Source organism: Olsenella sp. CU969 (genome assembly GCF_905219715.1).
Lineage (GTDB): Bacteria > Actinomycetota > Coriobacteriia > Coriobacteriales > Atopobiaceae > Granulimonas > Granulimonas faecalis.
In genome coordinates, this window is record NZ_CAJMXC010000002.1 from 15,750 (window position 1) to 42,106 (window position 26,357).

The following is a 26,357-nucleotide window of genomic DNA, read 5'->3' on the forward strand; positions in this document are numbered from 1 at the left end:
AGCCAGGGTCCGGGTGGCTGGCCGGGGACGACGNCACGCGGAGGAANAACCGAAGGAGAACCATGGCTGTCAAGATCAACATCAAGACCCTGCTCGACGCCGGCTGCCACTACGGCCACCAGACCCGCCGCTGGAACCCCAAGATGAAGCCCTACATCTTCGGCGAGCGCAACGGCATCTACATCCTCGACCTCAAGCAGACCATCGTCGACGCCGACAAGGCCTACACCTTCCTCAAGAACCTCACCGCCAAGGGNGGCACCGTGCTCTTCGTGGGCACCAAGAAGCAGGCCCAGGAGCCCGTGGCCGCCCAGGCCGAGCGCTGCGGCATGCCCTACATCAACAACCGCTGGCTGGGCGGCGTGNTCACNAACTTCGTGACCATGCGCTCCCGCATCGAGCGCATGACCGAGCTCGAGGCCATGCAGGAGGACGGCCGCATGGCGCTCCTCCCCAAGAAGGAGCAGTCCGTGCTCACCAAGGAGCTCGAGAAGCTCACCAAGAACCTCGGCGGCGTCCGTGAGATGAAGGCCCTGCCCCAGGCGCTCTTCNTGGTCGACACCAAGCGCGAGGAGATCGCCATCCGCGAGGCCCGTCGCCTGAAGATCCCCGTGGTCGCCCTCCTCGACACCAACTCCGACCCCGACGTCGTGGACTACGGTATCCCCGCCAACGACGACGCCATCCGCTCCGTCTCCCTCATGTGCGAGCTCATCGCCGACGCGGTGCTCGCCGGCAACGGCCGCGAGCAGATCTCTGCCGAGGAGATGGCCGGAACCCCCGCCGTCACCGACGCCGTGGAGAACCAGATCCTCGACGTGCAGCCCGAGGTCTCCGACGCCAAGGCCGCCGTCTCCGTGGACGGCCGGACCGTCGAGTCGGTGACCACCGCCGAGACCGACGACAAGGTCGCCCGCTAACCCACCCGTCCGCGCCGGCGCAGCCGGCACCCAGCCAATGAGAAGAGGTTCCATGGCCACCAAGATCACCGCCCAGATGGTCAAGCAGCTCCGCGAGATGACCGACTCGCCCATGATGGAGTGCAAGAAGGCCCTCGTCGAGGCCGAGGGCGACCTCGAGAAGGCCGTCGACGTCCTCCGCACCATGGGCATCGCCAAGGCCGTCAAGAAGGCCGGCCGCGACACCAACGAGGGCACCGTGGGCGCCTTCGTCACCGCCGACGGCCACAAGGGCGCCCTCGTTGAGGTCTCTTGCGAGACCGACTTCGTGGGCACCAACCCCAAGTTCACCGGCTTCGCCACCCAGCTCGCCGAGGTCGTCGCCGACAACGCCCCGGCCGACGTCGAGGCGCTCAAGGCCCTGCCCTTCGAGGGCGCAGACACCGTGGACTCCGCGCTCACCGAGCTCATCCACACCATGGGCGAGAACATGAAGATCGCCCGCTTCGTCGTGCGCTCCGTCCAGGACGGCGCCCTCTCCAGCTACGTCCACGGCGGCAAGCTCGGCGTGCTCGTGGAGTTCGCCTTCTCCAAGCCCGCCACCGCCGAGAACGACGCCTTCAAGGCCTACGCCCACGACGTCGCCATGCAGGTGGCCGCCGCCCAGCCCGTGGCCGCCCGCATCGAGGACGTCCCGGCCGAGACCGTCGAGCACGAGGTCGCGATCTACAAGGCCCAGGCCGCCGAGTCCGGCAAGCCCGAGGCCATCCAGGAGCGCATGGCCGAGGGTCGCCTCAACAAGTTCNACAAGGAGAACGTGCTCACCNAGCAGGTCTTCATCAAGGACTCCGACCAGACCATCCGCTCCCTCGGCGAGAAGGTCTCCAAGGAGTGCGACGACAGCATCTCCATCGTCGCCTTCGACCGCTTCTCCTTCGGCGAGTAGGCCGAGGGCAAATCCGNCTCTCTGACNGGGGCGGGGACGGTGCGAGCCGGCCCCGCCCCTGTCCATGGGCTATGATGATGCGGCACGGGCCATCACTCGAGACGGGGCAAGCGTGGAAGACTACAAGTACCGCCGTATTCTGCTCAAGCTCTCCGGAGAGGCCCTCATGGGCGACGGCGAGTACGGCATGGACCCCAAGATGCTCGAGCACCTCGCCGAGTCCATCAAGACCATCCATGACGACGGCATCGAGGTGGGCATCGTCGTCGGTGGCGGCAACATCTTCCGCGGCATGGCCGGCGCCGCCGCGGGCATGGACCGCGCCCAGGCCGACTACATGGGCATGCTCGCCACGGTCATGAACGCCCTCGCGCTCCAGGACGCCTTCGAGAAGGCCGGCATGATGACCAGGGTCATGAGTGCCATCGAGATGCACGAGGTGGCCGAGACCTACATCNGCCGCCGCGCCATCCGCCACCTGGAGAAGGGCCGCGTGGTCATCTTCGCCGCCGGCACGGGCAACCCCTACTTCACCACCGACACCGCGGCGGCCCTCCGCGCCTGCGAGATCGACGCCGACTGCCTCATGAAGGCCACCAAGGTCGACGGCATCTACGACAAGGACCCGATGAGGCACGAGGACGCCAAGCGCTACGACACCATCAGCTACCGCGACGTCCTCGCGCAGGGACTCAAGGTCATGGACGCCACCGCCACGGCCCTGAGCCAGGACAACCATATGCCCATCATCGTCTTCGACATCTCCGAGGACGACGTGTTCGAGAAGGCCCTTAAGGGAGAGTCGGTGGGAACCACCGTCGTGGAAGAGGAGACCCTCTGATGAGCGATACCATCAACAACGCAAAGAGCAAGATGGAGAAGTGCCTCGACACCCTCAAGGCCAACTTCTCCAAGGTCCGCACCGGCCGCGCCNACCCCCACGTGCTCGACGCCATCAAGGTCGACTACTACGGCGTGGAGACCCCGGTCACCCAGCTCGCCGGCGTGAAGGTCCCCGAGGCCACCATGCTGCTCGTCGAGCCCTGGGACAAGTCGGTGCTCAACGCCATCGANNAGGCNATCCGCAACTCCGACCTCGGTATCAACCCGTCCAACGACGGCTCCTCCATCCGCCTGCCCTTCCCGGCCCCCACCGAGGAGCGCCGCCGCGAGCTCNTCAAGGACTGCAAGGGCTACGCCGAGGAGGCCCGCNTGGCAGTGCGCAACGTCCGCCGCGACGCCAACGGCAAGATCGAGCGCGAGGAGGAGAACTCCGAGGACGACGTCCGCCGCGAGCAGGCCGAGGTCCAGAAGCTCACCGACTCCTACATCAAGAAGATCGACGAGGCGCNGAAGGCCAAAGAGNCCGAGGTAATGGAGATCTAGGTTGCGATACGACGCAGACGCGCTGGCGCGTCATTTCGCCGACGGTCCCGGTGACGTCTCCCTCGCCGACGTCGACATGGCGCGCCTGCCGTCCCATATCTCCATCATCATGGACGGCAACGGCCGTTGGNCCGAGGNCCGCGGCATGGAGCGCCCCTACGGCCACATGGCCGGTGTGGACTCCCTCCGCGAGACCATCACCACGTGCGTGCGCCTGGGGATCGACGCGCTGTCCGCCTATGCCTTCTCCACGGAGAACTGGAAGCGCCCGCAGCGCGAGGTGGACATGCTCATGCACCTGTTCGCGACCACGTTGGTGANCGAGCTGCCGCNCTTCGTCCAGGAGAACGTGCGCCTCGTCTTCCTCGGCGACCTCGAGGCACTGCCCCGGGAGACCCGGGAGGTCTTTGAGGAGGGCCTCGCCAAGACGGCGTCCCATACCGGCATGGTGCTCGCCCTCGCCGTGAACTACGGCTCCCGGGCCGAGATCGCCCGGGCCTGCCGGCTCGTGGCGGCCGACGTCGCCGCCGGTAGGATGGACCCCGGATCGGTGGACGAGTTCGCCGTGGCGGAGCGGCTCTACACGGCCGGTCTGTCCGACCCCGAGCTCCTCATCCGCACCTCGGGCGAGCTCAGGCTCTCCAACTTCCTCCTCTGGCAGCTCGCCTACGCCGAGTTCTACGTGACTCCCGTGCTCTGGCCGGACTTCGACCGCTGGGAGCTCCTGCGCGCCGTCGCGTCGTTCCAAGGGCGCGAGCGCCGGTTCGGGGGAGTGGTCCAAGGGTGAGCGACGACTCCAAACACAACCGCGGCCCACAGGGGCTCGAGAGGCCCATGGACAAGTACGAAAGGAAGCGCGACGAGCGCGAGGAGCTCCGTCTCGAGGGCGGAACCCGCAGCTCCCGGGTGCGTTCCGGCACCGAGAAGCTGCTCACGCGCACGCTCTCGGGCCTCTTCTACAGCGTCACCGTGCTCGTGTGCATCTTCTGGGGGCCGGTGCCCTGCGCCGTGCTCTTCTGCGCCATGGCCTGGCTCTGCTGCTCGGAGTTCTTCCGCATCGCCCGCATGCTCGGACGCATGCCCAACGAGCTCATCGGGCTCACGGCGGCCGTGGCCTTCGTCGTGTGCCCGCTTCTGCCCGACGTGGCCCTCATGGTTGTCTTCTCGCTTCTGGTCCTCTCCTGCGGGGTGTGGTTCGTCTGGACCGCCCGCGCCTCCATCAGCGACGCCGCCATCACGGTGCTCGGCCCGGTCTACACGGGGTTCCTGCTGAGCTCCGTCATGTACGTCCGCGTCATAGACATCCCGAGCCAGCCCATGCCCGTGGCGGCCCTGCTCACCTTCGGCGTGATCTCGTCCATCTGGATGAGCGACGCCGCGGCGTACTTCGTGGGCCAGCGCTTCGGGCGGCACAAGATGGTGCCCAAGATCAGCCCCCACAAGACCTGGGAGGGCTTGGCCGGCGGCATGGTCGGCTCCGTCTTCGTGTGGCTGATCATGTGGGTCGTTGGACTGCCCTGCGTCACGCTGCCCCTCGCACTGCTCGGCGGCGTCTGCGTGGGCGCCGTGGGCGTCATCGGCGACCTCTTCGAGTCGCGCCTCAAGCGCGCCGCGGGTGTCAAGGACTCCGGCAACTTCCTGCCGGGTCACGGCGGCATGCTCGACCGCACCGACTCCATCCTCTTCGGCTCCATGACGGCCTTCTTCATCCTCAGGCTTGGAGGGCTCCTATGAACATCTTCGAGGACCGCGCGCCCTCGCCGCCCCNCCCCACGCCACTGCGTGTGGCCGTCCTGGGCTGCACGGGCTCCATCGGCCGACAGGCCCTCGACGTCGCGAGGCAGCACCCGGAACGCGTGGAGGTGACGGCGCTCTCTGTGTACGGCAGCACCGCGGAGCTCGTGGCCTTGGCCCGGGAGTTCCGTCCCTCGGCCGTGGCCGTGGCCGACCGCTCCCACGGCGACNACGGCGTCCTCGACGGCCTGCCGTCTGGCTGCNGCCNGTTCCTCGGCGACGAGGGGGTCATGGAGCTCGCCTCCCTGAACGACGTGGACTGCGTCCTCGTGGCCGTGGTGGGGGAGGCCGGCATCCACGCCGCCCACGCCGCCCTGGCCGCGCGCAAGGTGCTCGCCTGCGCCAACAAGGAGGCCCTCGTGGCCGCCGGCGACCTCCTCATGCCCATGGCCGAGCCCGGCCGCCTCATACCGGTGGACTCCGAGCACTCGGCCATCTACCAGTGCCTGGTGGGAGGCCGCGAACGCGAGCTCCGGCGCATCTGGCTCACGTGCTCCGGCGGCCCCTTCCTCGGGCGNACCCGCGAGAGCCTCGCGTCGGTGACCCCCGAGGAGGCGCTCGGCCACCCCACCTGGGCCATGGGCCCCAAGATCACCGTGGACTCCGCGACCCTCATGAACAAGGGCCTCGAGGTCATCGAGGCCCACCACCTCTTCGACGTCCCCGTGGACGCCGTGGAGGTCCTCGTGCACCCCCAGAGCAAGATCCACTCCATGGTGGAGTTCGCGGACGGCTCCACCGTCGCGCAACTCGGCCCCTCCGACATGCGGATCCCCATCCAGTACGCCTTCAGCTACCCGCACCGTTGGGACGCGCCCTGCGAGCCCGTGGACTGGCGGACGGCGGGGGAGCTCACATTCGGCGCCCCCGACACGGAGACGTTCCGCTGCCTGGCCCTGGCACTTCAGGCGGGGCGGGTCGGCGGCACGCTGCCCTGTGCNATGAACGCCGCCAACGAGGTGGCCAACCAGGCATTCCGCGACGGGCGCCTGGGCTTCCTCGCCATCGCCGAGGTGGTCTCCGCGGTCATGGACGCCACCGTGCCCGAGCCGGTGGAGTCGCTCGCCCAGGTGGCCGAGGTCGACGCCCGTGCCCGCGCCAAGGCGGCCCANGCGGTCTCGAGGCTGTCGTGCTAGCCGGGCTCGGCGGGGCGGTCTCCGCTATCCTCTGGGGCCTCGTGCTCCTCTCGGTCCTCGTCTTCGTCCATGAGGGCGGTCACTTCCNCNCGGNCCGTGTCCTCGGCATCCGCGTGCGCGAGTTCTTCCTCGGCATGCCCTGCCGGTTCCGCCTCGCATGGGAGTCGCGCCGCTACGGCACCGTCTACGGCGCCACGCCCCTGCTGCTGGGCGGCTATACCATGGTCTGCGGCATGGACGGCGCGTCGAGCCCGCACCTCGCCGGCGCCCTCGCCTCGGTGGCGGCCCACGGTCGCGCCACGGTGGACCAGGTGGCCGCCGACGCCGGCTGCACGGCCGAGGAGGCCGTCGAGGCGCTGGCCACCCTCGCCGATTGGGNCTCCGTGGCCCCGTACTACGACCCCGACCTCGGCGAGAGGCCCACGGATTCCNCGTGGCCCTCGTCCTTCGAGACCTTGGAGCGCGACCCGTCGCTCCTCACCAAGTACGACCGCGGCCACGACTTCTCGCTGCCCGGCACCACGGCCCAGGGCGAGCCCCACGCCCTCGGGGAGGGCCCCGAGGCCTTCCTCGCCGCCGAGCGCTCCCACNCCTACCTTGCCCACGGGTTCTGGGGCCGCACCTTCGTCCTCGTGAGCGGCGTTGCCGTGAACCTCGTCTGCGGGATCCTGCTCGTCGTGGCGGTGCTCACCCTCGCGGGCGTCCCCATGGTGGGCGACGCCCCCGTGGCGGGATCGGTGACCGAGGGGTCCCTGGCCCAGCAGGCCGGCATCGAGGCCGGCGACGAGTTCGTGTCGGTGGACGGGACNCCCGTCTCCACCTGGCAGGGGACCGTCGAGGCCGTCCGGGAGGCCCTCTCCGAGGGCACCGACTTCACGGTCACGNTGAGGCGCGACGGNAGGCCTGTGGACGTGGGCGTGGCCCTCGACGGCCCCGCCGAGACCCTCGGCATCCAGGGGACGGTGGAGAACGTGCGCCTCGGCATCGGCGCGTCCCTCTCCTATGCCCTCTCCTACGTGGGGGCGACCGCCTCGTTCATCCTCAGGCTGCTCCAGCCCGCCCACATCGGCGAGGTCATCGAGAGCTCCAGCTCCGTCGTCGGCATCTCGGTCATGGCCAGCGAGGCAGCGAGCCAGGGGATGGCGTCGTTCGCACTGCTCGCGGCCGCGGTGTCCCTGAGCCTGGCCTTCATGAACCTGCTGCCCATACCGCCGCTGGACGGCGGCAAGGTCGTGATCGAGGCCATCCAGGCCGTGCGCCGGCGCCCCGTCTCCATGCGCGTGCAGCAGGGTGTGTCCATGGTGGGTATAGCCCTGTTCATGCTCCTGTTCTTCGTCCTGCTCCGGCAGGACATCGTCCGCTTCGTCTTGGGAGGCTGACCATGGAAGACCTTCGGCGCGAGGCCGGGCTCCTGGGTGACGGCGCCCCGGGGCCCCTTCCCCGCACCCTCACCCGGCGGGTCCACGTGGGCCCGGTGGCCGTGGGCGGCGGCGCCCCCGTGGCCGTCCAGTCCATGACCTGCACCCCGACCCAGGACCCCGCCGCCACGCTCGCCCAGGTCGCGGCCCTCGCCGAGGAGGGCTGCGAGATAGTTCGTGTCGCCGTCCCGTCGGCCGACGCCCTCGACGGTTTCGGCGAGGTCTGCGCCGAGAGCCCGCTGCCCGTGGTGGCCGACATCCACTTCGACCACCGNCTCGCCCTGGGGGCGTGCGCCCGGGGGGCCTCTGCCCTGCGGATCAACCCCGGCAACATCGGGTCATGGGCCAAGGTGGACGCCGTGATCGACGCCGCGGGCGAGGCCGGCATCCCCATCCGTATCGGCGTGAACGCCGGTTCCCTCGACCCGGCCGTGGACGCCCGCGAGGACCTCACGCAACCCGAGAAGCTCGTNGAGAGCGCCCTGTCNTTCGTGCNGCANTTCGAGGGGCGCGGCTTCCCCGACATCGTGCTCTCGGCCAAGACGCACTCGGTGCCCTCCACCATCCGCACCAACCGGGAGCNCTCGGCCCGCATCCCCACCGTGCCGCTGCACCTCGGCGTCACCGAGGCGGGGGGCCTCGGGCCCGCCACGGTCAAGAACTCCGTGGCCCTGGGGGTGCTCCTCTCCGAGGGTATCGGCGACACCGTGCGCGTCTCCANCACGGCGCCGCCGNAGGAGGAGGTTCGCGTCGCCTGGAACATCCTGCANTCGGTNGGCCTGCGCCGCCGCGGCCCCGAGATCGTCTCGTGCCCCACGTGCGGGCGCTGCCGCATCGACCTCATGGGTCTCGCGTCGCAGGTGGAGGAGCGGCTGCGGGGCGTGGAGGCGCCCATCACCGTGGCCGTCATGGGCTGCGTGGTCAACGGGCCCGGTGAGGCCCGTGCCGCAGACATCGGCATCGCCGGCGGCGNCGGCCAGGGCCTCCTCATCGCCGGCGGCGAGTCGCTGGGGTCCGTCCCGGAGGGGCGCCTCGTCGACGCCCTCATGGAGGAGATCGACCGCCGCTACGGNGACGGCCCGCGCCCGTAGGGGCCGCACGGGCCGCCCGTCCCCGCGCCCGGGGCGGGGAGGCCCACATCACCGGGCGCACGACCACGTACCAGAACGGAGGAGCCTAAACCGTGAAGACGTTCCAGACCATGAGCTCGCTGTACGCACCCACCCTCAAGGAGGACCCGGCCGACGCGGACCTCGCGAGCCATCGCCTCCTGCTGAGGGCCGGCATGATCCGCAAGACCGCCGCCGGGCTCTACTCGTACCTGCCGCTCGCCTGGCGCTCCCTCGAGAAGATCGAGGACATCATCCGCGANGAGATGGACACCCACGGGGCCCAGGAGGTCCTCCTGCCCATCCTCACCCCGGCGGAGCTCTGGGAGGAGTCCGGCCGCTACGATGCCTACGGCCCCGAGCTCATGCGCCTCTCCGACCGCCACGACCGCGACTTCGTGCTCGGCCCCACCCACGAGGAGACCATGACCGACCTCGTGCGCGGCGAGCTCCGCTCCTACAAGCAGCTGCCGGTCAACCTCTACCAGATCCAGCAGAAGTACCGCGACGAGCTNCGCCCGCGCTTCTNCCNCATGCGCGGCCGNGAGTTCATCATGAAGGACGNCTACTCCTTCGACGCCGACGCCGAGGGCATGCAGCGCTCCTTCGACACGATGTACGACGCCTACTCCGGCGTCTGCGACCGCTGCGGCATCAAGGCCCTCCCGGTGGCCGCCGACTCCGGCCAGATCGGCGGCTCCACCTCCATCGAGTTCATGGCCCTCGCCGNGGCCGGGGAGGCGGCGCTCGTCTACTGCCCCGANTGCGGCTACGCCGCCGACGAGGAGGCCGCCACGGTGGTCATCTCCGTCGAGGACGGCCCCGAGACCCACGACCACGAGCTCGAGTGCGTGGAGACGCCCGGCGTCCACACCATCGCCGAGCTCGCCGGGCTCTTCGACGTCCCCGAGGCCGCCTGCCGCAAGGCCGTGGCCCTCGTGGACGGCGAGGGGAGGCCCGTGGTGTGCATCGTCCCGGGCGACCACGAGCTCAACGAGGTCAAGGCGTCCCACGCCTTCGGCGGCTACCACCTCATGAGCGATGAGGAGCTCGAGTCGTTCGGCCTGTTCAAGGGCTNCATCGGCCCCGTGGGGCTCCCCGAGGGCGTCTCCTGCGTCTGCGACGTCTCCCTGCGCGGCTCCCTCAGCTGGCTCGTGGGCGCCAACCGCCCCGAGAGCCACTACCTGGGCGCCCGCCCAGGCCGCGACTTCGAGCCGGACGCCTGGGAGGACCTCGCCAGCGCCAAGGCGTCGGACGCCTGCCCCGTGTGCGGCAAGCCGCTCGCGGCGGCCCGCGGCATCGAGATGGGCCAGACCTTCCAGCTCGNTGACAAGTACTCCCGGTCCATGGGGGCCACGTTCCTCGACAGGGACGGCAAGGAGCGGTACTTCCAGATGGGGTGCTACGGCATCGGCGTGACGCGCACGCTCGCCGCCGTGGTCGAGCAGTGCCACGACGACTCCGGCATCGTGTGGCCGGTCTCGGTGGCGCCGTTCGAGGTCGAGGTCGTCGCCCTCGACACCGCGGACGACCTCGTGTGGCCCGCCGCCCAGCAGGTGGCCGNCCAGCTCGTGGAGGCCGGCGTCCAGGTGCTGCTCGACGACCGCAAGGAGCGCCCGGGCGTGAAGTTCAACGACGCCGACCTCCTCGGCCTGCCCTACCAGGTGATCCTCGGCAAGAAGGCCGTGGCCAAGGGCATGTGCGAGGTCAAGGACCGCGCCACCGGCGAGCGCCGCGAGGTGGCCATCGACGAGGTCGTCGTCGAGGTGGGCTCCGAGGTCATCGCCCGCAGGCGCTAGGCGCGGGACCATCCGACGGGCCTCCATGGGGGAGGGGGCGCCCCGACCGGTCTTCAAGCCGGTCGGGGCGCCCCCTCCCATTCATAGACAAGTCGCCCGGCTGCGCCTAACGGGTCGCCCGGCGCTCCGCGGCGGCCCCGAGGGCGGCCAGGGCGTCCTCGGCCACGAGCTCCGGCGTCATGCGCGCCTGCTCCACGAGGGTGTCGGGGTCGTAGCGGTCGGGGACGTCCTTGGGGAAGCCCCTCACGACCACGGCGACGCCCANCGGGGCGAGGGCGGCGGCGACCTTCTGTCCGAACCCGCCGTCGGCAAAGCCGTCCTCCAGCGTGATCACCGCGTCATGGCCCTCGGCGAGAAACGCCGCNAGGTCGGCGTCGACGNCGGAGACCACGCGGGGGTTCAGTACGGTGGGCTCGATCCCGGACCGCTCGCGCACGATGCGCGCGGTCTCGAGGGCGCAGGGGTAGAACGTGCCGGCGCCCACGATCGCCACGCGGGAGCCGCGGACGACGTCGGGGAGCGCGTTCTTCACGGGGGCGCCGCCCGGCACCTTCACGGCCACGGGGCCGTCGCACGTGTCGAGGGCCCAGTTCATCATGGCCTCGAACTCGGGGACCGTGGCCGGTGCCAGGTAGGTGACGTGGGGGATGGCGCCGAGCATGGCGATGTCGCCGAGCCCCAGGTGCGTGGCGTCCGTCATGGAGTAGACGGACCCGCGGTCGACCATGAGCACGGCGTGGGCGCGGTTGACGCCGAGCTCCTGGACCACCTGGTCGTAGGCGCGCCCCAGGAACGTGGAGTAGAGGCACACCACGGGGCGCATGCCGGCCGAGGCGAGGCCGACGGAGAAGGTGAGCGCCGTGGCCTCGGCGATGCCGACGTCGACGAACTGGCGCCCCGCCGCGGCACGCATGGCGGGGGTGAAGCCGAGGCCCGTGGGTGTGGCCGCCACCACCGTCATGGTGGACGGGTCTGCCGCCATGCGGCGGTTGAGGTACCCCGTCGTCACGTCGCTCCNGGCGAGGGGCGCGGCCCCGTGGGCGCCCCCCTCGAGGGGGCCCACGTTGTGGAAGGTCTCGNGGTCGTCCATCGCNGGGCCAAAGCCGTGGCCCTTCTCGGTGTGGACGTGCACGACCTGTGGGCCCGACGCGTCGCGCGCCGCCTCGAGGGCCGGGACGAGCGCGGCGACGGAGTTGCCGTCCTCGATGTAGCGGTAAGAGAAGCCCAGGTCCGTGAAGAAGTTGCGCTCGACGTCGCTGCCCGCCTCGCGGAGCCTGCGGAGTTCCTCGTAGAGCGAGCCGTGGTTCTCGGCGATGGACATGTCGTTGTCGTTCACGACGACCACGAGGTCGTCGCAGAGCTCCCCGGCGACGTCGAGGCCCTCGAAGGCCTCGCCGCCCGAGAGGGAGCCGTCGCCGATGACGGCGACCACGTGGCCCTTCATCCCGGCCATGGCCCGACCGCGCGAGATGCCGGCCGCCAGGCCCACGGACGTGGAGGTGTGGCCCAGGACGAAGGGGTCGTGCTCCGACTCGGAGGGGCTGGAGAAGCCCGAGACGTCGTCGTAGTGGGCCGGGTCGAGGAAGGCCTCCTTGCGGCCCGTGAGCATCTTGTGGGCGTTGGTCTGGTGGGACACGTCGAACACGATGGCGNCGGTGGGGGAGTCGAAGACCCGGTGGAGCGCCACCGTGAGCTCGACGACGCCCAGGNTGGGGCCGAGGTGGCCTCCGTGGGTCCGTGCCCGCACCATGAGGGCGTCTCGAATCTCGGCCGCCAGGGCCTCGAGCTCGGCGACGCCCATGCCCTTGAGGTCGCGGGGGGAGTCGATGGTCTCGAGATACATGGGTTCGGGGTTCCTTCGCTCGGNCGGTGGCTACGCTNCTGTAGATACCCGTGCCCTACAGCTTAACCACCGCAGGGGCGGGGCCGGTCTGCGCATGGCGCCCCGGTCGACAAAGGGTGCCCAACGGTAGTCGGGCCATGAAGAAGGGCGGCGACCGAGGCCGCCGCCCTGTTGCGTGTGGTGGAGATAAGGGGGATCGAACCCCTGACCTCATGACTGCCAGTCATGCGCTCTCCCAGCTGAGCTATATCCCCGTGGGTTGGTGCGTCGTCAACTATAGCAGNNGGCGGCGCGAGTGCAACGGACCATCTCCTCTCCNTCAAACCACACCGAAGATGTGCAGAGACTGGGGGGCGACAGGGGCGTGGGGTATAGTCGTTCAGACCGAGTTAGGGGCCCAGGGACCCCTGTCGCACACTAACTGATGGGAGTACCACATGGCTGACGCAGCGGTTCCCGGCACGCTCCAGGTCTCCAACGACGTCATCGCCGACNTCGCNGGATACGCCGCGATGATGTGCTACGGCGTGGTGGGCATGGCCTACACCGACGACCAGCAGAACCTCCAGACCCTGCTCTCCATGAGCCAGATGTCCAAGGGCATCGACGTCGACATGGACGGCGACACCGTCTCCGTCACGCTCCACGTGGTGGTGGACGCCGGCGTCAACATNCGCTCCGTGAGCCAGAACCTCGAGAGCAGCGTCAGNTTCATGCTCGNNCNGGTCGCCCAGATCGATGGNGCGGANGTCCACGTGGTCATTGAGGACNTGAGGGTGCGCTAGGCACCGCAGGCACCAGACGGCAGGCACGGGGCACGGCCCCGGAGAGACAGACCGGAGTTACCACAGAATGATTGCGAACNTCATACGCCACTGCTTCCCCGTCGCCGCCCAGGCGGTCCCCGACAGGGCGGACGAGATCAACAAGCTCAACGTCTTCCCCGTCCCCGACGGCGACACCGGAACCAACATGAGCCTCACGCTCAAGACCGTGGTGAAGGAGGTCGAGGCCCTTCCGGCCAACGCCCCCATGGAGGCCGTCGCCAAGGCCATCACGCACGGCTCGCTCATGGGCGCCCGCGGCAACTCCGGCGTCATCACCAGCCAGATCCTGCGCGGCATGGCCGAGGGCCTCGTCGATGCCAAGGGAGACCCCGTCACGGTCACCGACCTCGCCGCCGCATGGCGCCACGGCCGCAAGGTCGCGTTCCAGGCGGTCCGCAAGCCCGTCGAGGGGACCATCCTCACCGNCGNCTCCGNCCTCTCNGNNCGCGCNGACGAGCTGGCCCACGACCGCTCCATGTCCGTGGAGGAGGCCCTCAAGGAGCTCGTGTCCGAGGCCTACGNNTCCGTGGCGCGCACCCCCGACCTCCTTCCCGTCCTTAAGGAGAACGGCGTCGTCGACTCCGGCGCCTTCGGCTTCGCGGTGTTCTTCGAGGCCTTCGTGAACGCCTGCCTCGGCACCGNCTCCTCCGTGGACTTCCGTACCACCGTGGACAGCTCCGNCGCCAAGCGCTCCNTGGCCGCCNGCGTGCACATCGAGCTCAACNACGACTGGGAGGGCTCGGAGTACCGCTACTGCACCGAGTTCCTCTTCCACGCCGACAGCTCGGACTTCGACCAGAAGGCCGCCCTCGACTTCCTGGCCACCATGGGCGACTGCGAGCTCCTCGTGGGCTCCAACCCCGACTACAAGATCCATGTGCACACCAACGAGCCCGACCGCGTGCTGCACCACATGCTCGGCCACGGTCAGATCTTCGAGGTCTTCATCCACAACATGGACCTCGAGGCCCACGACCGCACCGCGGCCATCGCCGCCGACCGGGAGGCCGCCGGCGCCCCCAGGNAGAAGCTCGGCGTCGTGGCCGTGGCGGCCGGCGACGGCGAGGCCGAGATCCTCGAGTNGCTCGGCGTGGACGTCGTCNTCTCGGGCGGCCAGACCATGAACCCGTCCACCGCCGACATCCTCGACGCCGTCGAGCGCGCCAACGCCGAGCACGTCATCGTGCTGCCGGACAACGGCAACATCCGCATGGCCGCCGAGGCAGCGGCCAACGCCTGCGACACCTGCGAGGTCGCCGTGGTCCCCACCAAGACCGTGCCCCAGGCCTTCGCTGCCCTGTTCGTCCTTGAGACCNACGTCCCGCTGGCCGACNACGTGGCGGNCATGACCGAGGCCGTGGCCAACGTCCGCGACGGCGAGGTCACCCGTGCCGTGCGCGACTCCCAGGCCGCCGACGGCTCCCCCATCAGGTCGGGCGNCGTCATGGGCATCCAGGACGGCGCCATCACCGTGGTGGGCTCGTCCGTGGACCAGGTCACCCTCGACCTCGTGCGCCGCATGCAGACCGAGGAGGAGGGCGACACCCTCACCATCCTCGCCGGCGACGAGCTCGACGATGAGGCCTTCCAGGCCCTCTGCGACGCCATCGAGGAGGCCATGCCCGACCTCGAGGTCGACCCGCACCGCGGCGGCCAGCCCCTTTACCCCGTGATCTTCTCCATCGAGTAGTCCCNAGGGAGGCCCATGGCAGAGCCAGGGACCATCGTCGTTCCCGCGACATCCGGCCGTCTGACGCGCACCTGCGCGCTGGACGACCGCGTGTCGCNGCTTCGTCATGTCTCGGGACAGCGTCTCGCCGCCCTCGAGCNCATGGGCGTGCGCACCGNNCGCGACCTCTTCCTCCACCGGCCCCGCCGCTACCTCGACTTCTCCCATGTGGTCCCCATCGCCCACGCCGACGTCGGCCAGGAGGCCACCGTCGTGGGGCGCATCGACCGCGTCGAGCTCAAGCGCCCCCGGCCCCGGCTGCCCATCGTCNAGGTCTTCGTCGTGGACGACACGGGCNTCATCCGTGCGTCGTTCTTCANGCAGCCGTGGCTCAAGGACGCCTTCTCGGTAGGCGATACCGTCGCCCTCTCCGGGAAGGTGACCTTCGCCTACGGCTTCAAGCAGATGGCCTCGCCGTTCCACGAGGTGCTGGGCCCNAACGAGACGGGCGGCTACTCGCGTGTCGTGCCGGTGCACCCGGTGAGCGAGGGGCTCACCCCCGCGTGGATGCGGCGCATCGCGAGCTGCGCGGTGGCCGACTTCTCCGACGTCTGCGATTTCCTCCCGGCGTCCCTCGTCGCGGCGCGGGGCCTTATGGGCTGGGGGGCTGCCGTGCGCGCCGCGCACTTCCCGTCCTCCCTCGACGAGNCCGAGCGCGCTCGNCGGCGCCTCGCCTACGACGAGCTCCTCTGCCTCCAGCTCGTGCTCCGGGCTCGCCACGCGCTGGAGGGGGCCGGCCGACCNGGCTTCTCCCACACCGTCGACCGTCCCCACGTGGCGGCCCTCCTCGACGCCCTGCCGTTCGACCTCACCGGCGAGCAGCGGGCGGCCGTCGACGACATCCTCGCCGACATGGCGTCGCCCCGGCCCATGAACCGTCTGCTCCTCGGCGACGTCGGCACGGGCAAGACCGCCGTGGCGGCCGTGGCCATGGCCNCCTGCGCCGACTNCGGCACCCAGTGCGCCGTCATGGCGCCCACCTCCGTGCTGGCCCGCCAGTACGCCGAGAAGACGGGCCCCGTGCTCGACGCGGCCGGCGTGACGTGGCGCCTGCTCACGGGCTCCACGCCGGCCGACGAGNNCGCCTCGGTGCCGGAGGGGGTGGCGTCCGGGGAGGTCGCCGTCCTGTTCGGCACCACGGCGGTCCTCTCCGAGGACGTGCGGTTCCGCGACCTCTCCCTCGCCGTGGTGGACGAGCAGCACCGCTTCGGCGTCAACCAGCGCACGGGCCTCAAGGGCAAGGGCGAGGCGGCCGACGTCCTCACGATGACGGCCACGCCCATCCCTCGCACGCTCGCCCTCTCCGTGTACGGCGACGTCTGCGTCTCATCCATCCGCGAGCGGCCGCACCCGGGGGCCGGCACCACCACGACGGTGGTGCCCCNCGAGTCGCNCGACATCGCCTTCGGGGCCATCCGGGAGGAGGTCGCCGCCGGGCATCAGGCCTACGTGGTCTGCCCCCTCGTGGACGACGCCGACGACGGATCGGAGCTCGACGACGTGCCCGAGGGTTCCGACCGCACCCTCAAGAGCGCCCGGGCGGCCTTCGAGGAGCTCTCCCGCAGCGTGTTCCCCGACCTCTCCGTGGGCCTGATCCACGGGCGCATGGCGCCCGCCGAGAAGGACGCCGCCATGGCCGCGTTCCGCGACGGCGCCGTGGACGTGCTCGTGTCCACCACCGTCATCGAGGTCGGCGTGGACGTCCCCAACGCCTGCGCGATGCTCGTCTACGACGCCGACCGCTTCGGGCTCGCGACGCTCCACCAGCTCCGTGGGCGCGTGGGGCGCGGCGCCGTGGCGGGCAGGGTCTTCCTCNAGACGTCGTCCAAGAGGGGCACGCCGNCCCGCAAGCGCNTGGCGGCCNTCGAGCGGAGCGCCGACGGGTTGGAGCTCGCCGAGCTCGACCTCAGGCTGCGGCATGAGGGCGACGTGTTGGGATACCGTCAGTCGGGGGCCGCGACGCTGGCCCTCGTGGACCTCGCCGAGGACGGCNACCTCGTCGAGGCGGCCCACGGCGACGCCCTCGCCCTGCTCGAGGCGTCGNCCGANCTCTCGGTCCCGGGGCTCAGCCCCCTGGCCCACGAGGTCGAGNAGCGGTTCACGCTGTACTTCAAGGACGGGGGAGGGGCATGAGGGTCGTAGGCGGACAGTGGAGGGGGAGGCCCCTCAAGGCCCCCGAGGGCTCGGGCACCCGCCCGTCGACCGACCGCATGCGGGAGGCTGTGGCCTCCATGGTCGCGTCGGCCCGCGGGCTCGACCTCGGCGGCGCGTGGGTTCTCGACGCCTTCTGCGGCTCCGGGGCCCTGGGCCTCGAGCTCGTGAGCCGCGGCGCAGAGGGGTGCGTGCTCGTCGACCGCGACCGCCGCGCCCTCGCCTGCGCCCGGGGCAACGTGCGGTCCCTCGGTGCCGACGGGTGCGCGAGGTGCGTGCCTGGTGATGCGGTCGCCTGCGCCCGTGCGGGGCGGCTGGGCGACCGGCCGTTCGACATCGTCCTGCTCGACCCGCCCTACCGCCTGGACCCGGGCCTCTCGGCGTCGCTCCTCGACGCGCTCCGCGGGCGGGGGCTCCTGGCCCCGGGGTGCCTCGTGGTCCACGAGCGGGCCGCCGACGCCGCGCCGCTCGAGGCCGACGGCCTCGAGCCCCTCAGGGAACGCCCCCACGGCGGGAGCGTCGTGACACTGCTGGAGAGCCGCACGGGAGAGGAGGGCCCCGATGCCCGATGAGGCCGGTCCCATAGACCACGTGGTGGTGCCAGGCACGTTCGACCCGGTCACCTACGGCCATCTCGACGTCATACGGCGGGCCACCCGCATCGCCCCGGAGGTGACTGTGGCCGTGGCCGTCTCCCGGGACAAGCGCGGGAGCGCGCGGGCCTTCACGCTCGACGAGCGCGTCGCCATGGTGCGCGAGGCCGTGGGAGAGCTCGGCATCGGCGACGTGCGGGTCATGGCCATGGACGGCCTGCTCGTCGACTTCTGCCGGAGGATCGGCGCCGGGGCCGTGGTGAAGGGCCTCCGGGCCACCACAGACTTCGAGTACGNGCTCGCCCANGCCGACCTCAACGTTCGCATGAGCCCCGACCTCGAGNCGATCTACGTCATGAGNAACCCTGNGTACGGCTACGTGTCGAGCTCCATCGTGCGCGAGATCGCGGCCCTCGGCGGCGACGTCTCNCTGCTCNTGNCGCCGTGCGTGGNGCGGCGCCTCAAACGGCGCTTTTCGGGCGGGGACGTCGGGATTCTCTGAATTGCGGGCACTGCGTGCGGCCCGTGTTAGGATTAACGAGTATGCGTCGCCCGAAGGCGATGCTCGTGCCATCACCTTGAAAGGAGCCCATATGCAGCCGGGTGAGGAGCTCGAGAACCTCGTGGCGGAGCTCGAGGACATCGTGAGCCAGGCCAAGCCCACCTTCGGTGGAGGCGGCCAGAAGAAGATCGTCGACAGCGAGGAGATCTANCAGATCATNGACGACATCAAGGACACCTTCCCCGAGGAGTTCGCCACCGCGCGGCGCATCCTCAAGGAGCAGGACGAGATCCTCGCCCACGCGCAGCAGCAGGCCGACTCCATCATCGCCGATGCCCAGCAGCAGGCCATGATCCTCGCGGGCNACCAGGAGNTCGTGCGCCTCGCCCAGCAGAAGGCGGACGACATCCGCGACGCCGNGCAGCAGTACGAGCGCGACACCCGCTACAACGCCGAGGAGTACGTCGAGGAGATCCTCGAGCACCTCGAGGACAACCTCAAGTCCATCGTCGTCCAGGTGACCCGCTGCCGCCAGACGCTCACCGACAAGGCCGGCGGCCGCTCGGGCCAGCAGAACTGGTAGGGGAGCGGCGTCCATGGACATCAAGCCCATCATCGTCCACATCGNCGACCACCTCGCGCTGCCNGGCGACCCCTGGCCGGTCTCCGGCCACGTGGACGTCCACGGCTACGGCCTCGGCGACCACGACTTCTCGGTGCCCGACGGCATCGACTACGACATCGTGCTCACCAACACCGGCGACGGCATCCTCGCCACGGGCATCGTGNAGGCCGACGTCCTCGGAACGTGCGACCGCTGCCTCGACGAGGCGCGCATCTCCATCGCCTCCGAGGTCGACGAGTACTTCCTCTTCGAGCTGCCGGACGCCTCCGAGCAGTCCGACGACGAGGACGACGTCGACTTCTCGCTGGTGGACCGGGAGAACGGCACCGTCGACCTCGCCGGGCCCGTCAACGCCGCCGTCATCATGGAGACCCCGTTCGTGGTGCTCTGCCGCGAGGACTGCAAGGGCCTCTGCCCGGACTGCGGCGCCAGCCTCAACGAGGGCGACTGCGGCTGCGCCGAGGCCCACGGGGACGACATCGACCCCACCAACCCCTTCTCGGTGCTCGCACAGCTCAAGCGAGACGTCGCCGAGGGCGAGGTGGAGGAGCGCGCCGCCCAGGACGCAGCCGACGAGGCGGCCGCGGAGGCCTGGGCCGAGGCCATGGACGCCGCCGAGGGCGACGAGTCCTAGGGGATACGTGAACATACCGTGCATGGGAGGCCCCGGCCGCCGCGGGTGTTTACAACCCCCGCTCCCGTGCTAGTATTATCAGCTGTGTGTTTGTGGACGTTGCCCACCCCGGTGGAGCGATAGACAGATCGGAAGAGGTTCATCATGGCAGTACCCAAGCAGAAGAAGGGCCGCGGGGCCACGCACTCCCGCCGTTCGGCCAACAGCAAGCTCGCGATGCCCGCGCGCTGCACGTGCTCCCACTGCGGTGCCGTGAAGCTCCCGCACCGCGTCTGCCCCAACTGCGGCTACTACCGCGACCGTCAGGTCATCGCCGTCGACTAGTCGCCCCCGCTGCTCATCCTGGGNTCGAGGCCGCCTTCCNGGGCGGCCTTTTCCNTGACGGGCGCCCATCACGGGTAGTATTGACAGGCGGGCGGGGCCGATGGCCCCGCGGACCCTCAAGGAGTGCCAATGAACATTGTCTGCGTAGACGCCATGGGCGGCGACCTCACCCCGGACGTCGTGCTCTCCGGCATCGACCTCGCCCTCGGGGCCGACCGCGACCTCACCGTGCTGGTGGCCGGCGACGCCTCGGTCGTGGAACCCTTCTGCGCCTCCCGCGGCCGCGCCGTCCCGCTCGTCACCACCGAGGTCATCGCCATGGGCGAGCACCCTGCCACGGCCGTGCGCGCCAAGCGCGACTCCTCCATCGTGCGGGGCTGCCGCGCCGTCCGCGAGGGCGACGCCCAGGCCTTCTTCTCCGCGGGGTCCACGGGCGCCGTGCTCGCCGCCGCCACCGTCACCGTGGGCAGGGTCAAGGGCGTGTCGCGCCCGGCGCTCGCCGCGGTGCTCCCGGGCCTCGACGGCCATCAGACCGTCTTCTGCGACCTCGGCGCCAACGCCGACTGCCGCCCCGAGATGGTCGTGCAGTTCGCGCAGATGGGCGCCGTCCTCGCCGAGGTGGAGGCCGGGGCGGGGCACCCGACGGTGGCGCTGCTCTCCAACGGCACCGAGGAGACCAAGGGCAGCTCCCAGGCCCTCGCGTTCCACGGGGCCCTCGAGGAGGCCGCCGACGCCGGGCTCGTCGACTTCGCCGGCAACTGCGAGGGCTCCGACATCCTGCTGGGGTCCCACGACGTCATCGTCTCCTGCGGNTTCGCCGGCAACATCGCGCTCAAGGCCATGGAGGGCACGGCCAAGTTCATGGCGNCCCGGCTCAAGGNGGCCGCGGCGTCCTCGCCCCGCTCCGCGCTGGGTGCCCTCCTCGTGAAGCCCGCCTTCTCCGCCATCGCCGCCGACCTCTCGGGCGACGTCCACGGCGGCGCCTGCCTCCTCGGGCTCAAGGCCCCCGTCCTCGTGGGCCACGGCCACACGAGCCCCGAGGCCGTCATGAACGGCACCCTCGCCGCCCTGCGCACGGTCCGGGAGGACCTGTGCGGTCGCATCGCGGCGAGCCTGCGGGCGGACGCGTGAGCCCCGCTCCACTACACTGTCAGAGACCTGCGCCCGCGCGGGCGCGCGACCGGAAAGGCATGGAAGCTATGGACCGCAACGAGCTCTTCGACAAGGTCGCCGAGACCGTGGCCGAGACCATGAACGTCGACGCCGAGGACCTCACCCCCGAGACCACCTTCGAGTCNCTCTCCGCCGACTCCATCGACCTCATCGAGCTGGTGACCGCCCTCGAGGAGGACTTCGACACCGCCATCGACGACGACCNGCTCACCTCCATCAAGAGCATCGGCGACGCCGTCGACCTGCTCTCCCAGAACCTCTGAGCCGCACCATGGTCGAGGTTCCCCCCAGCAAGGTCGCCCAAGCCGAGCGGATACTGGGCCACCGGTTCGCCGACCGCCGGCTCGTGGAGTCGGCGCTCTGCCACCCCTCCGCCGTGGAGGGCGGCCCGGTGTNGGACTCCTACGAGCGCCTCGAGTTCCTGGGCGACTCCATCCTCGGGGCCATCGTGGCCCTCGACCTCTTCCGCCGCTTCCCGGGCATGGACGAGGGCGAGCTCTCCCGCCTCAAGGTGACGCTCGTGTCGGGCGACACCCTGNCCCGGGTGGCCGCCGACCTCGGCGTGGGGGAGTGTATCGTCTTCGGCGCGTCCGAGGAGAAGACCCAGCTCCGGGGTATGCACTCCGCCCTCGAGAACGTCTACGAGTCGCTCGTCGGCGCCCTCTACCTCGATGCCGGGCTCGGCGAGGCGCGCCGCTTCGTCCTCGACACGCTGGNCCCCCACGTGGACTCCCACAAGGCGCTCCGCCCCGTGAGCCCCAAGTCGCGGCTCCAGGAACTCACCCAGCGCGACCTGCACTGCGGGCCCGAGTACAAGGTCGTGGCCGAGGAGGGCCCGGCCCACGCCCCCACCTACACCGCCGTTGCCATCGTCCAGGGCGTCCGCGTGGGCCGTGGCAAGGGCCCCACCAAGAAGGCGGCCGAGGCCGAGGCCGCACACCACGCAATCCTGAGGCTCACCGACGGCACCGGCGAGGGCCAGGTGCACTCGTCGGTGCTGGCCTCCGACGTAGACGGGCAGTCGTAGCCGTGTACCTGAGATCGCTCACGCTCAAGGGCTTCAAGTCCTTCGCCGACCGCACCCACAGGGTCTTCGACCCGGGCCTCACCGTCGTGGTGGGTCCCAACGGCAGCGGCAAGTCCAACGTGAGCGACGCCATNCTCTGGGTCCTCGGAGAGCAGAGTGCCAAGCAGCTCCGCGGCCAGGCCATGGAGGACGTCATCTTCTCGGGTTCCTCCGCCCGCGGGCCCGTGAGCGTGGCCGAGGTCACGCTCGTGCTCGACAACTCCGACCACCGCCTCCCGGTGGACTTCGACGAGGTCGCCGTCACTCGGCGCATGTATCGCTCGGGTGAGAGCGAGTACCTCGTCAACGCGGCCCCGGCCCGCCTGCGCGACATCCAGGACATCCTCCACGACTCCGGCCTGGGCAAGGANACCCACTCCATCATCAGCCAGGGCAAGCTCGACGCCATCCTCTCCAGCCGCCCCGAGGAACGCCGCTCCCTCATCGAGGAGGCCGCCGGCATCTCCAAGCACCGGCGTCGCAAGGAGCGCTCCATGCGCAGGCTCAAGGCCATGGAGGAGAACGTGCGTCGTGCCCGGGACATCGACCGCGAGATCCGCCGCCGCCTGAAGCCCCTCGAGCGCCAGGTGGACAAGGCGCAGCGCTTCGCCGATCTCGACGGGCGCCGCCAGACCCTCGAGACCCAGCTGGCCGTGGACGACCTCCGGCAGCTCAAGGAGCGCTGGGACGCCGTGGCNGCCCGCCGTCGCGAGGCCGAGGCCGACGTCGAGATCTGCCGCTACCGCGCCGGCGAGCGCTCGGCCGAGCTCGAGAAGCTCCAGAGCCTCCTCGAGCAGAAGGGCCTGTTCGTGGGCGACCTTGGCGAGCAGCGCCGCCGGGTGCAGGACCAGCTCGGCCGCATCGAGAGCGACATGCGTCTCCTCGAGGAGAAGGGCCGCAACATGGTGGCCAAGCTCTCGGACACCCGCATGGCCCTCTCATCCATCGACCACCAGGCATCGTCGGCCCGGGCCGAGCTCGACGCCGCCGCCGCGGAGCTCGACGGCGTCGCCGCTCGGCAGCGCGTGGTCTCCTCCGAGAGCACCGTGCTCCAGGAGCGCGCCGACGGGTGCGCCCGCACGCTCGCGGTGGCCGAGGAGCGCGCCGCCGACGCCCAGCTCGCCCTGCGCTCAGCCCAGCGCGAGAACGACTCCGCCGTGCTCGAGCGAGCCCGGATCAAGGAGCGTCNCGCCAATGCCGAGGTGGAGGACGGTCTGTTCCAGACGCGCCTAGACCAGCTCGACGAGNACGTCGAGGCCGGCCGCGCCGCCCTCGCCGCAGCCCGGGCCAAGGCTGCCGAGACCCAGAAGGCCGCCGACGCGGCGCGCCGCGACCTCGACGCCGCGGCTTCCGCCATCTCGAGGGCGTCCAAGGCCCTCGGCGAGTGCCGCAAGGCCGAGGACTCCGCCCGCTCCCGTCTCACGGAGCGCAGGGCGCGCCTGGAGGCGCTGCGCAAGGTCGCCGCCTCCGCCAAGGGCAACCCGCGGTCGCGCGGCGTTGCCGAGCGGGCGGGCGGCTCCCTCGCCGAGGGCACGCTCTCCGCCCGCCTCGCGGCCCCGGGCGACCTCGCGCCGCTCGTGGAGTGCCTGCTGTCCGACGCCATGGAGGCGCTCGTGGTGGCCCCCTCCGGCGACATCGCCGCCGTGGCCGAGACCGCCGCGGCCACGGCCGGGACCGGCGCCGTGACCCTCGTGCCGCTCGACCCCGCGGTGCCCGACCCGGTGCCGGGCGCCCCCGGGGAGTCCCTCNTCGCGCTCCTGCGGGAGGCCGACCCCGACTGCCCGGCGGCCGAGCTCGCCCTCCTCGCGCCCGTGCGCGTGGTGTCCGGCGCCCGGGAGGCCGTGGAGGCCCACGGCGCCTGGCCGCAGTGCGTCTTCTGCACCCGGGACCTCGTGGTGGTCGACCGCGAGGGCCGCGTCACGGTGGGCCTCGCCGACCCGTCCGGCTCCGGCGTCATCGAGCGAAACGACGAGATCCGCTCCCTCGAGGCGGCCATGGGCGGCCTCGAGGAGGCCGTGTCCGCGGCCCGGGCGAGCGCCCAGGAGGCCAAGGCCGCCCTCGACGCCGCCCGCCGGGCGCAGGACGAGGCCCGCGACCGCGCCTCGTCGCTCCGCTCCGAGTCCGACTCCCTCACCCGCGAGGCCTCGCGCCTCGAGGCCCAGCTCTCCCGTTCCGAGGCGGAGCGCGCCTCCGTGGCCGCGCGCCGCGAGAAGGCGGGGGAGAAGGCACGCGCCGAGGCGCCCCGCCTGAAGGAGCTCGAGGCCACCGTCGCCCGGAGCGCCGCGGCCATCGAGGAAGCCACCGCCGCCGTGGAGGCCTGCGCCAAGGACCGCGAGCGGGCCGCCTCGGAGGCCTCCGAGGCCAAGGAGGCTGCGAGCTCCTCGGCGGTGGAGCTCGCCACCCTCACCGAGCGCCGCCGCCACCTCACCGAGCGCGTCGACTCCCTCGAGAGGTCCATGGAGTCGCTGGCGGCGCGCCGTCAGAGCGCCGTGGAGGGCACGCGCTCCCTCGAGGTGCTGCGCTTGCGCATCGACCCGCTCCACGAGCGCTACGAGGGCATCCTCGAGGCCGCCCGCGCCTGGGCGGGCCGCCTGCGCGACCGCGCCTCCCTCGCCGAGGCTGACAGCGAGTCGCTCAAGAAGACCATCGGCGACGCAAAGGCCGCCTCCGAGGAGGCCTCCGCGGCGCTCGACGGCGCCAAGGCCCGCCAGGCCGAGCTCGACGTCGAGGCCGGTCGCCTCGAGGTGCAGGTGGAGAACGCCGTGAACGCCGTGCGCGAGTGCTCCGCCGTCCCCCTCGAGGAGGCCCTCGAGCTCCCGGCGCCCGAGGATCGCGCCGCGAGCGAGGCGGAGCTCGCCTCGCTCGTCGCCTCCATCAGGAACCTCGGTCCCGTCAACCAGGTGGCCATGGAGGAGTACACCGAGCTCAAGGAGCGCGCCGACTTCATCGCGTCCCAGCTCGCCGACCTCGAGCACGCCAAGGGTGCCATCGACAAGATCAACGCCGCCATCGACCGCAAGATGCGCCGCGCGTTCGTGGAGACCTACGGGACGGTGAACGCCAACTTCCAGGAGATCTTCTCCATGCTCTTCCCCGGGGGCAGCGCCACCCTCGTCATGGACGACCCCGACCACCCGGCCGAGACCGGCATCGAGATCGCCGCCCAGCCCAAGGGCAAGCGNNTACCCAAGCTGGCGCTCATGAGCGGCGGCGAGAAGTCGCTGACGGCCCTCGCCCTGCTCTTCGCCGTCTACAAGACCCGGACGGTGCCGTTCTACGTCTTCGACGAGGTGGAGGCCGCCCTCGACGACTCCAACCTCGACAAGCTCCTCGGCGCCATCGAGCATCTGAAGGAGACCACCCAGCTCATCGTCATCTCGCACCAACGGCGTACGATGGAGCAGGCGGACGTCTTGTACGGGGTCTCCATGCAGGCCGAGGGNGTGAGCAGCGTCGTCTCCCAGAGGCTCGACCAACAGACAGGAAGGGTGGTGGATGCCTGATGGGATTCGCCGACAGGCTCAAGAAGGGGCTGAGCCGCTCCCGCGAGGCCCTCAACGAGATCTTCTACTTCGGCGGCGAGGTCGACGAGGACTTCTGGGAGGACCTCGAGGACACCCTCGTCATGGGCGACCTCGGCGCCGAGGTGGCCATGAACGTCACCGACGACCTCCGCGAGCAGGCCGCCCGCGAGAACCTCCGGACCGACCGCCAGCTGAGGCGCGCCCTCTCCGAGCGCCTCGCCGCGGAGTTCTGCCCCGTGGGGCGCGACCCGTTCGACGACCTGCCCAGCTGCGNGCTCTTCGTGGGCATCAACGGCGCCGGCAAGACCACCACGGTGGGCAAGCTCGCCAACGACGCCCGCGAGCGCTCCATCCCCGTGGTCATCGGCGGGGCGGACACATTCCGCGCCGCGGCCATCGAGCAGCTCGACGTCTGGGCCGAGCGCGCCGGCGTGCGCCTGGTCACCCGCGACCGCGGCGCCGACCCGGCCTCCGTGTGCTACGACGTCCTCGAGGCGGCCGAGCGCGACGGCTCCGAGCTCGTGCTCATCGACACGGCCGGGCGCCTCCACACCTCCAGCGACCTCATGCGCGAGCTCGCCAAGGTGGTCTCGGTCACGCGCAGGCGCTCCCCGATGCCCGTCTCCGTCGTGCTCGTCATCGACGCCACCACGGGTCAGAACGGCCTGTCCCAGGCCAAGGANTTNGATGACGCCCTCGACCTCGACGGCNTCATCGTCATCAAGCTCGACNGCACCGCCAAGGGCGGCATCGCGGTCGCCATCAGCCACACCCTGCAGCTCCCGATCCTGCGCATCGGCGTGGGCGAGTCCATCGAGGACTTCCAGCGCTTCGACGCCCAGGCCTTCTGTCGCGCCCTGGTGGGCGAGGAATAGGGGT

Annotated in this window: 24 protein-coding genes and 1 tRNA gene; 23 read left to right on the forward strand and 2 right to left on the reverse strand. The window is 70.8% G+C overall.

What is annotated here, in order from left to right:
* The first annotated feature begins 62 nt into the window (after nt 1–62).
* The 10 genes from rpsB to JX283_RS00425 all read left to right on the forward strand — a co-directional run bounded on the left by rpsB (nt 63) and on the right by JX283_RS00425 (nt 10,487).
* Nucleotides 63–920, forward strand: a complete 858-nt coding sequence (gene rpsB / locus JX283_RS00380) for a 30S ribosomal protein S2 (protein WP_204828817.1) — start codon at nt 63–65, stop codon at nt 918–920.
* 52 nt (nt 921–972) lie between these two features.
* Nucleotides 973–1,845 (forward strand): translation elongation factor Ts, encoded by an 873-nt coding sequence (gene tsf / locus JX283_RS00385; protein WP_204828818.1) that lies wholly within the window; start codon nt 973–975, stop codon nt 1,843–1,845.
* 112 nt (nt 1,846–1,957) lie between these two features.
* On the forward strand, nt 1,958–2,686 hold the full coding sequence (gene pyrH / locus JX283_RS00390; RefSeq protein WP_204828819.1) for a UMP kinase: 729 nt from the start codon (nt 1,958–1,960) through the stop codon (nt 2,684–2,686).
* Nucleotides 2,686–3,231 carry a ribosome recycling factor gene (gene frr, locus JX283_RS00395; protein ID WP_204828820.1) on the forward strand — a complete coding sequence of 182 codons (546 nt, stop codon included), beginning with the start codon at nt 2,686–2,688 and terminating at the stop codon, nt 3,229–3,231. The genes pyrH and frr overlap by 1 nt, the downstream gene beginning before the upstream one ends.
* A 1-nt stretch (nt 3,232) precedes the next feature.
* Nucleotides 3,233–4,018: an isoprenyl transferase gene (locus tag JX283_RS00400; protein ID WP_239652389.1), complete on the forward strand. Its 786-nt coding sequence runs from the start codon at nt 3,233–3,235 to the stop codon at nt 4,016–4,018.
* Nucleotides 4,019–4,065: 47 nt separating this feature from the next.
* Nucleotides 4,066–4,965 (forward strand): phosphatidate cytidylyltransferase, encoded by a 900-nt coding sequence (locus JX283_RS00405; protein WP_204828821.1) that lies wholly within the window; start codon nt 4,066–4,068, stop codon nt 4,963–4,965.
* On the forward strand, nt 4,962–6,161 hold the full coding sequence (gene dxr / locus JX283_RS00410; protein WP_204828822.1) for a 1-deoxy-D-xylulose-5-phosphate reductoisomerase: 1,200 nt from the start codon (nt 4,962–4,964) through the stop codon (nt 6,159–6,161). Before JX283_RS00405 ends, dxr begins: the two co-directional genes overlap by 4 nt.
* Nucleotides 6,155–7,540, forward strand: a complete 1,386-nt coding sequence (locus tag JX283_RS00415) for a site-2 protease family protein (RefSeq protein ID WP_204828823.1) — start codon at nt 6,155–6,157, stop codon at nt 7,538–7,540. The genes dxr and JX283_RS00415 overlap by 7 nt, the downstream gene beginning before the upstream one ends.
* A 2-nt stretch (nt 7,541–7,542) precedes the next feature.
* Nucleotides 7,543–8,670, forward strand: coding sequence for a flavodoxin-dependent (E)-4-hydroxy-3-methylbut-2-enyl-diphosphate synthase (gene ispG, locus JX283_RS00420; protein ID WP_204828824.1), 1,128 nt, complete (start codon nt 7,543–7,545; stop codon nt 8,668–8,670).
* 110 nt (nt 8,671–8,780) lie between these two features.
* Nucleotides 8,781–10,487, forward strand: coding sequence for a proline--tRNA ligase (locus JX283_RS00425; RefSeq protein WP_204828848.1), 1,707 nt, complete (start codon nt 8,781–8,783; stop codon nt 10,485–10,487).
* A gap of 106 nt (nt 10,488–10,593) precedes the next feature.
* On the opposite strand, the gene JX283_RS00430 is transcribed toward JX283_RS00425, so the two are convergent.
* Nucleotides 10,594–12,330 (reverse strand): 1-deoxy-D-xylulose-5-phosphate synthase, encoded by a 1,737-nt coding sequence (locus JX283_RS00430; RefSeq protein WP_204828825.1) that lies wholly within the window; start codon nt 12,328–12,330, stop codon nt 10,594–10,596.
* 178 nt (nt 12,331–12,508) lie between these two features.
* Nucleotides 12,509–12,584: transfer RNA gene (locus JX283_RS00435), tRNA-Ala, on the reverse strand.
* A 183-nt stretch (nt 12,585–12,767) separates the two neighbouring features.
* Between JX283_RS00435 and JX283_RS00440 the strand changes: the two genes are divergently transcribed.
* The 13 genes from JX283_RS00440 (at nt 12,768) to ftsY (ending at nt 26,353) form a co-directional block, all read left to right on the forward strand.
* Nucleotides 12,768–13,115: an Asp23/Gls24 family envelope stress response protein gene (locus tag JX283_RS00440; RefSeq protein ID WP_204828826.1), complete on the forward strand. Its 348-nt coding sequence runs from the start codon at nt 12,768–12,770 to the stop codon at nt 13,113–13,115.
* 67 nt (nt 13,116–13,182) lie between these two features.
* The gene (locus JX283_RS00445; RefSeq protein WP_204828827.1) at nt 13,183–14,847 is read left to right on the forward strand and encodes a DAK2 domain-containing protein; all 1,665 of its coding nucleotides are present in this window, start codon (nt 13,183–13,185) and stop codon (nt 14,845–14,847) included.
* 15 nt (nt 14,848–14,862) lie between these two features.
* A complete protein-coding gene (locus tag JX283_RS00450) occupies nt 14,863–17,019 on the forward strand; it encodes an ATP-dependent DNA helicase RecG (RefSeq protein ID WP_204828828.1) in 2,157 nt (718 codons plus the stop codon).
* A complete protein-coding gene (locus JX283_RS00455) occupies nt 17,016–17,609 on the forward strand; it encodes an RsmD family RNA methyltransferase (RefSeq protein ID WP_135977334.1) in 594 nt (197 codons plus the stop codon). The genes JX283_RS00450 and JX283_RS00455 overlap by 4 nt, the downstream gene beginning before the upstream one ends.
* Nucleotides 17,599–18,132 (forward strand): pantetheine-phosphate adenylyltransferase, encoded by a 534-nt coding sequence (coaD, locus tag JX283_RS00460; RefSeq protein WP_204828829.1) that lies wholly within the window; start codon nt 17,599–17,601, stop codon nt 18,130–18,132. Before JX283_RS00455 ends, coaD begins: the two co-directional genes overlap by 11 nt.
* 91 nt (nt 18,133–18,223) lie before the next feature.
* Nucleotides 18,224–18,715, forward strand: a complete 492-nt coding sequence (locus JX283_RS00465) for an ATPase (RefSeq protein ID WP_204828830.1) — start codon at nt 18,224–18,226, stop codon at nt 18,713–18,715.
* Nucleotides 18,716–18,728: 13 nt separating this feature from the next.
* Entirely contained in the window at nt 18,729–19,391 is a 663-nt protein-coding gene (locus JX283_RS00470) for a DUF177 domain-containing protein (protein WP_239652390.1), read from the forward strand.
* 144 nt (nt 19,392–19,535) lie between these two features.
* Entirely contained in the window at nt 19,536–19,715 is a 180-nt protein-coding gene (gene rpmF, locus JX283_RS00475) for a 50S ribosomal protein L32 (protein ID WP_135977337.1), read from the forward strand.
* A gap of 129 nt (nt 19,716–19,844) precedes the next feature.
* A complete protein-coding gene (plsX, locus tag JX283_RS00480; protein WP_204828831.1) occupies nt 19,845–20,846 on the forward strand; it encodes a phosphate acyltransferase PlsX in 1,002 nt (333 codons plus the stop codon).
* Nucleotides 20,847–20,905: 59 nt separating this feature from the next.
* The gene (locus JX283_RS00485; protein WP_239652391.1) at nt 20,906–21,151 is read left to right on the forward strand and encodes an acyl carrier protein; all 246 of its coding nucleotides are present in this window, start codon (nt 20,906–20,908) and stop codon (nt 21,149–21,151) included.
* Between the two features lie 8 nt (nt 21,152–21,159).
* On the forward strand, nt 21,160–21,915 hold the full coding sequence (gene rnc, locus JX283_RS00490) for a ribonuclease III (protein WP_204828832.1): 756 nt from the start codon (nt 21,160–21,162) through the stop codon (nt 21,913–21,915).
* 2 nt (nt 21,916–21,917) lie between these two features.
* Nucleotides 21,918–25,457, forward strand: coding sequence for a chromosome segregation protein SMC (gene smc, locus JX283_RS00495; RefSeq protein ID WP_204828833.1), 3,540 nt, complete (start codon nt 21,918–21,920; stop codon nt 25,455–25,457).
* Nucleotides 25,457–26,353, forward strand: coding sequence for a signal recognition particle-docking protein FtsY (ftsY, locus tag JX283_RS00500; protein ID WP_204828834.1), 897 nt, complete (start codon nt 25,457–25,459; stop codon nt 26,351–26,353). Before smc ends, ftsY begins: the two co-directional genes overlap by 1 nt.
* The last annotated feature ends 4 nt before the right edge of the window (nt 26,354–26,357 follow it).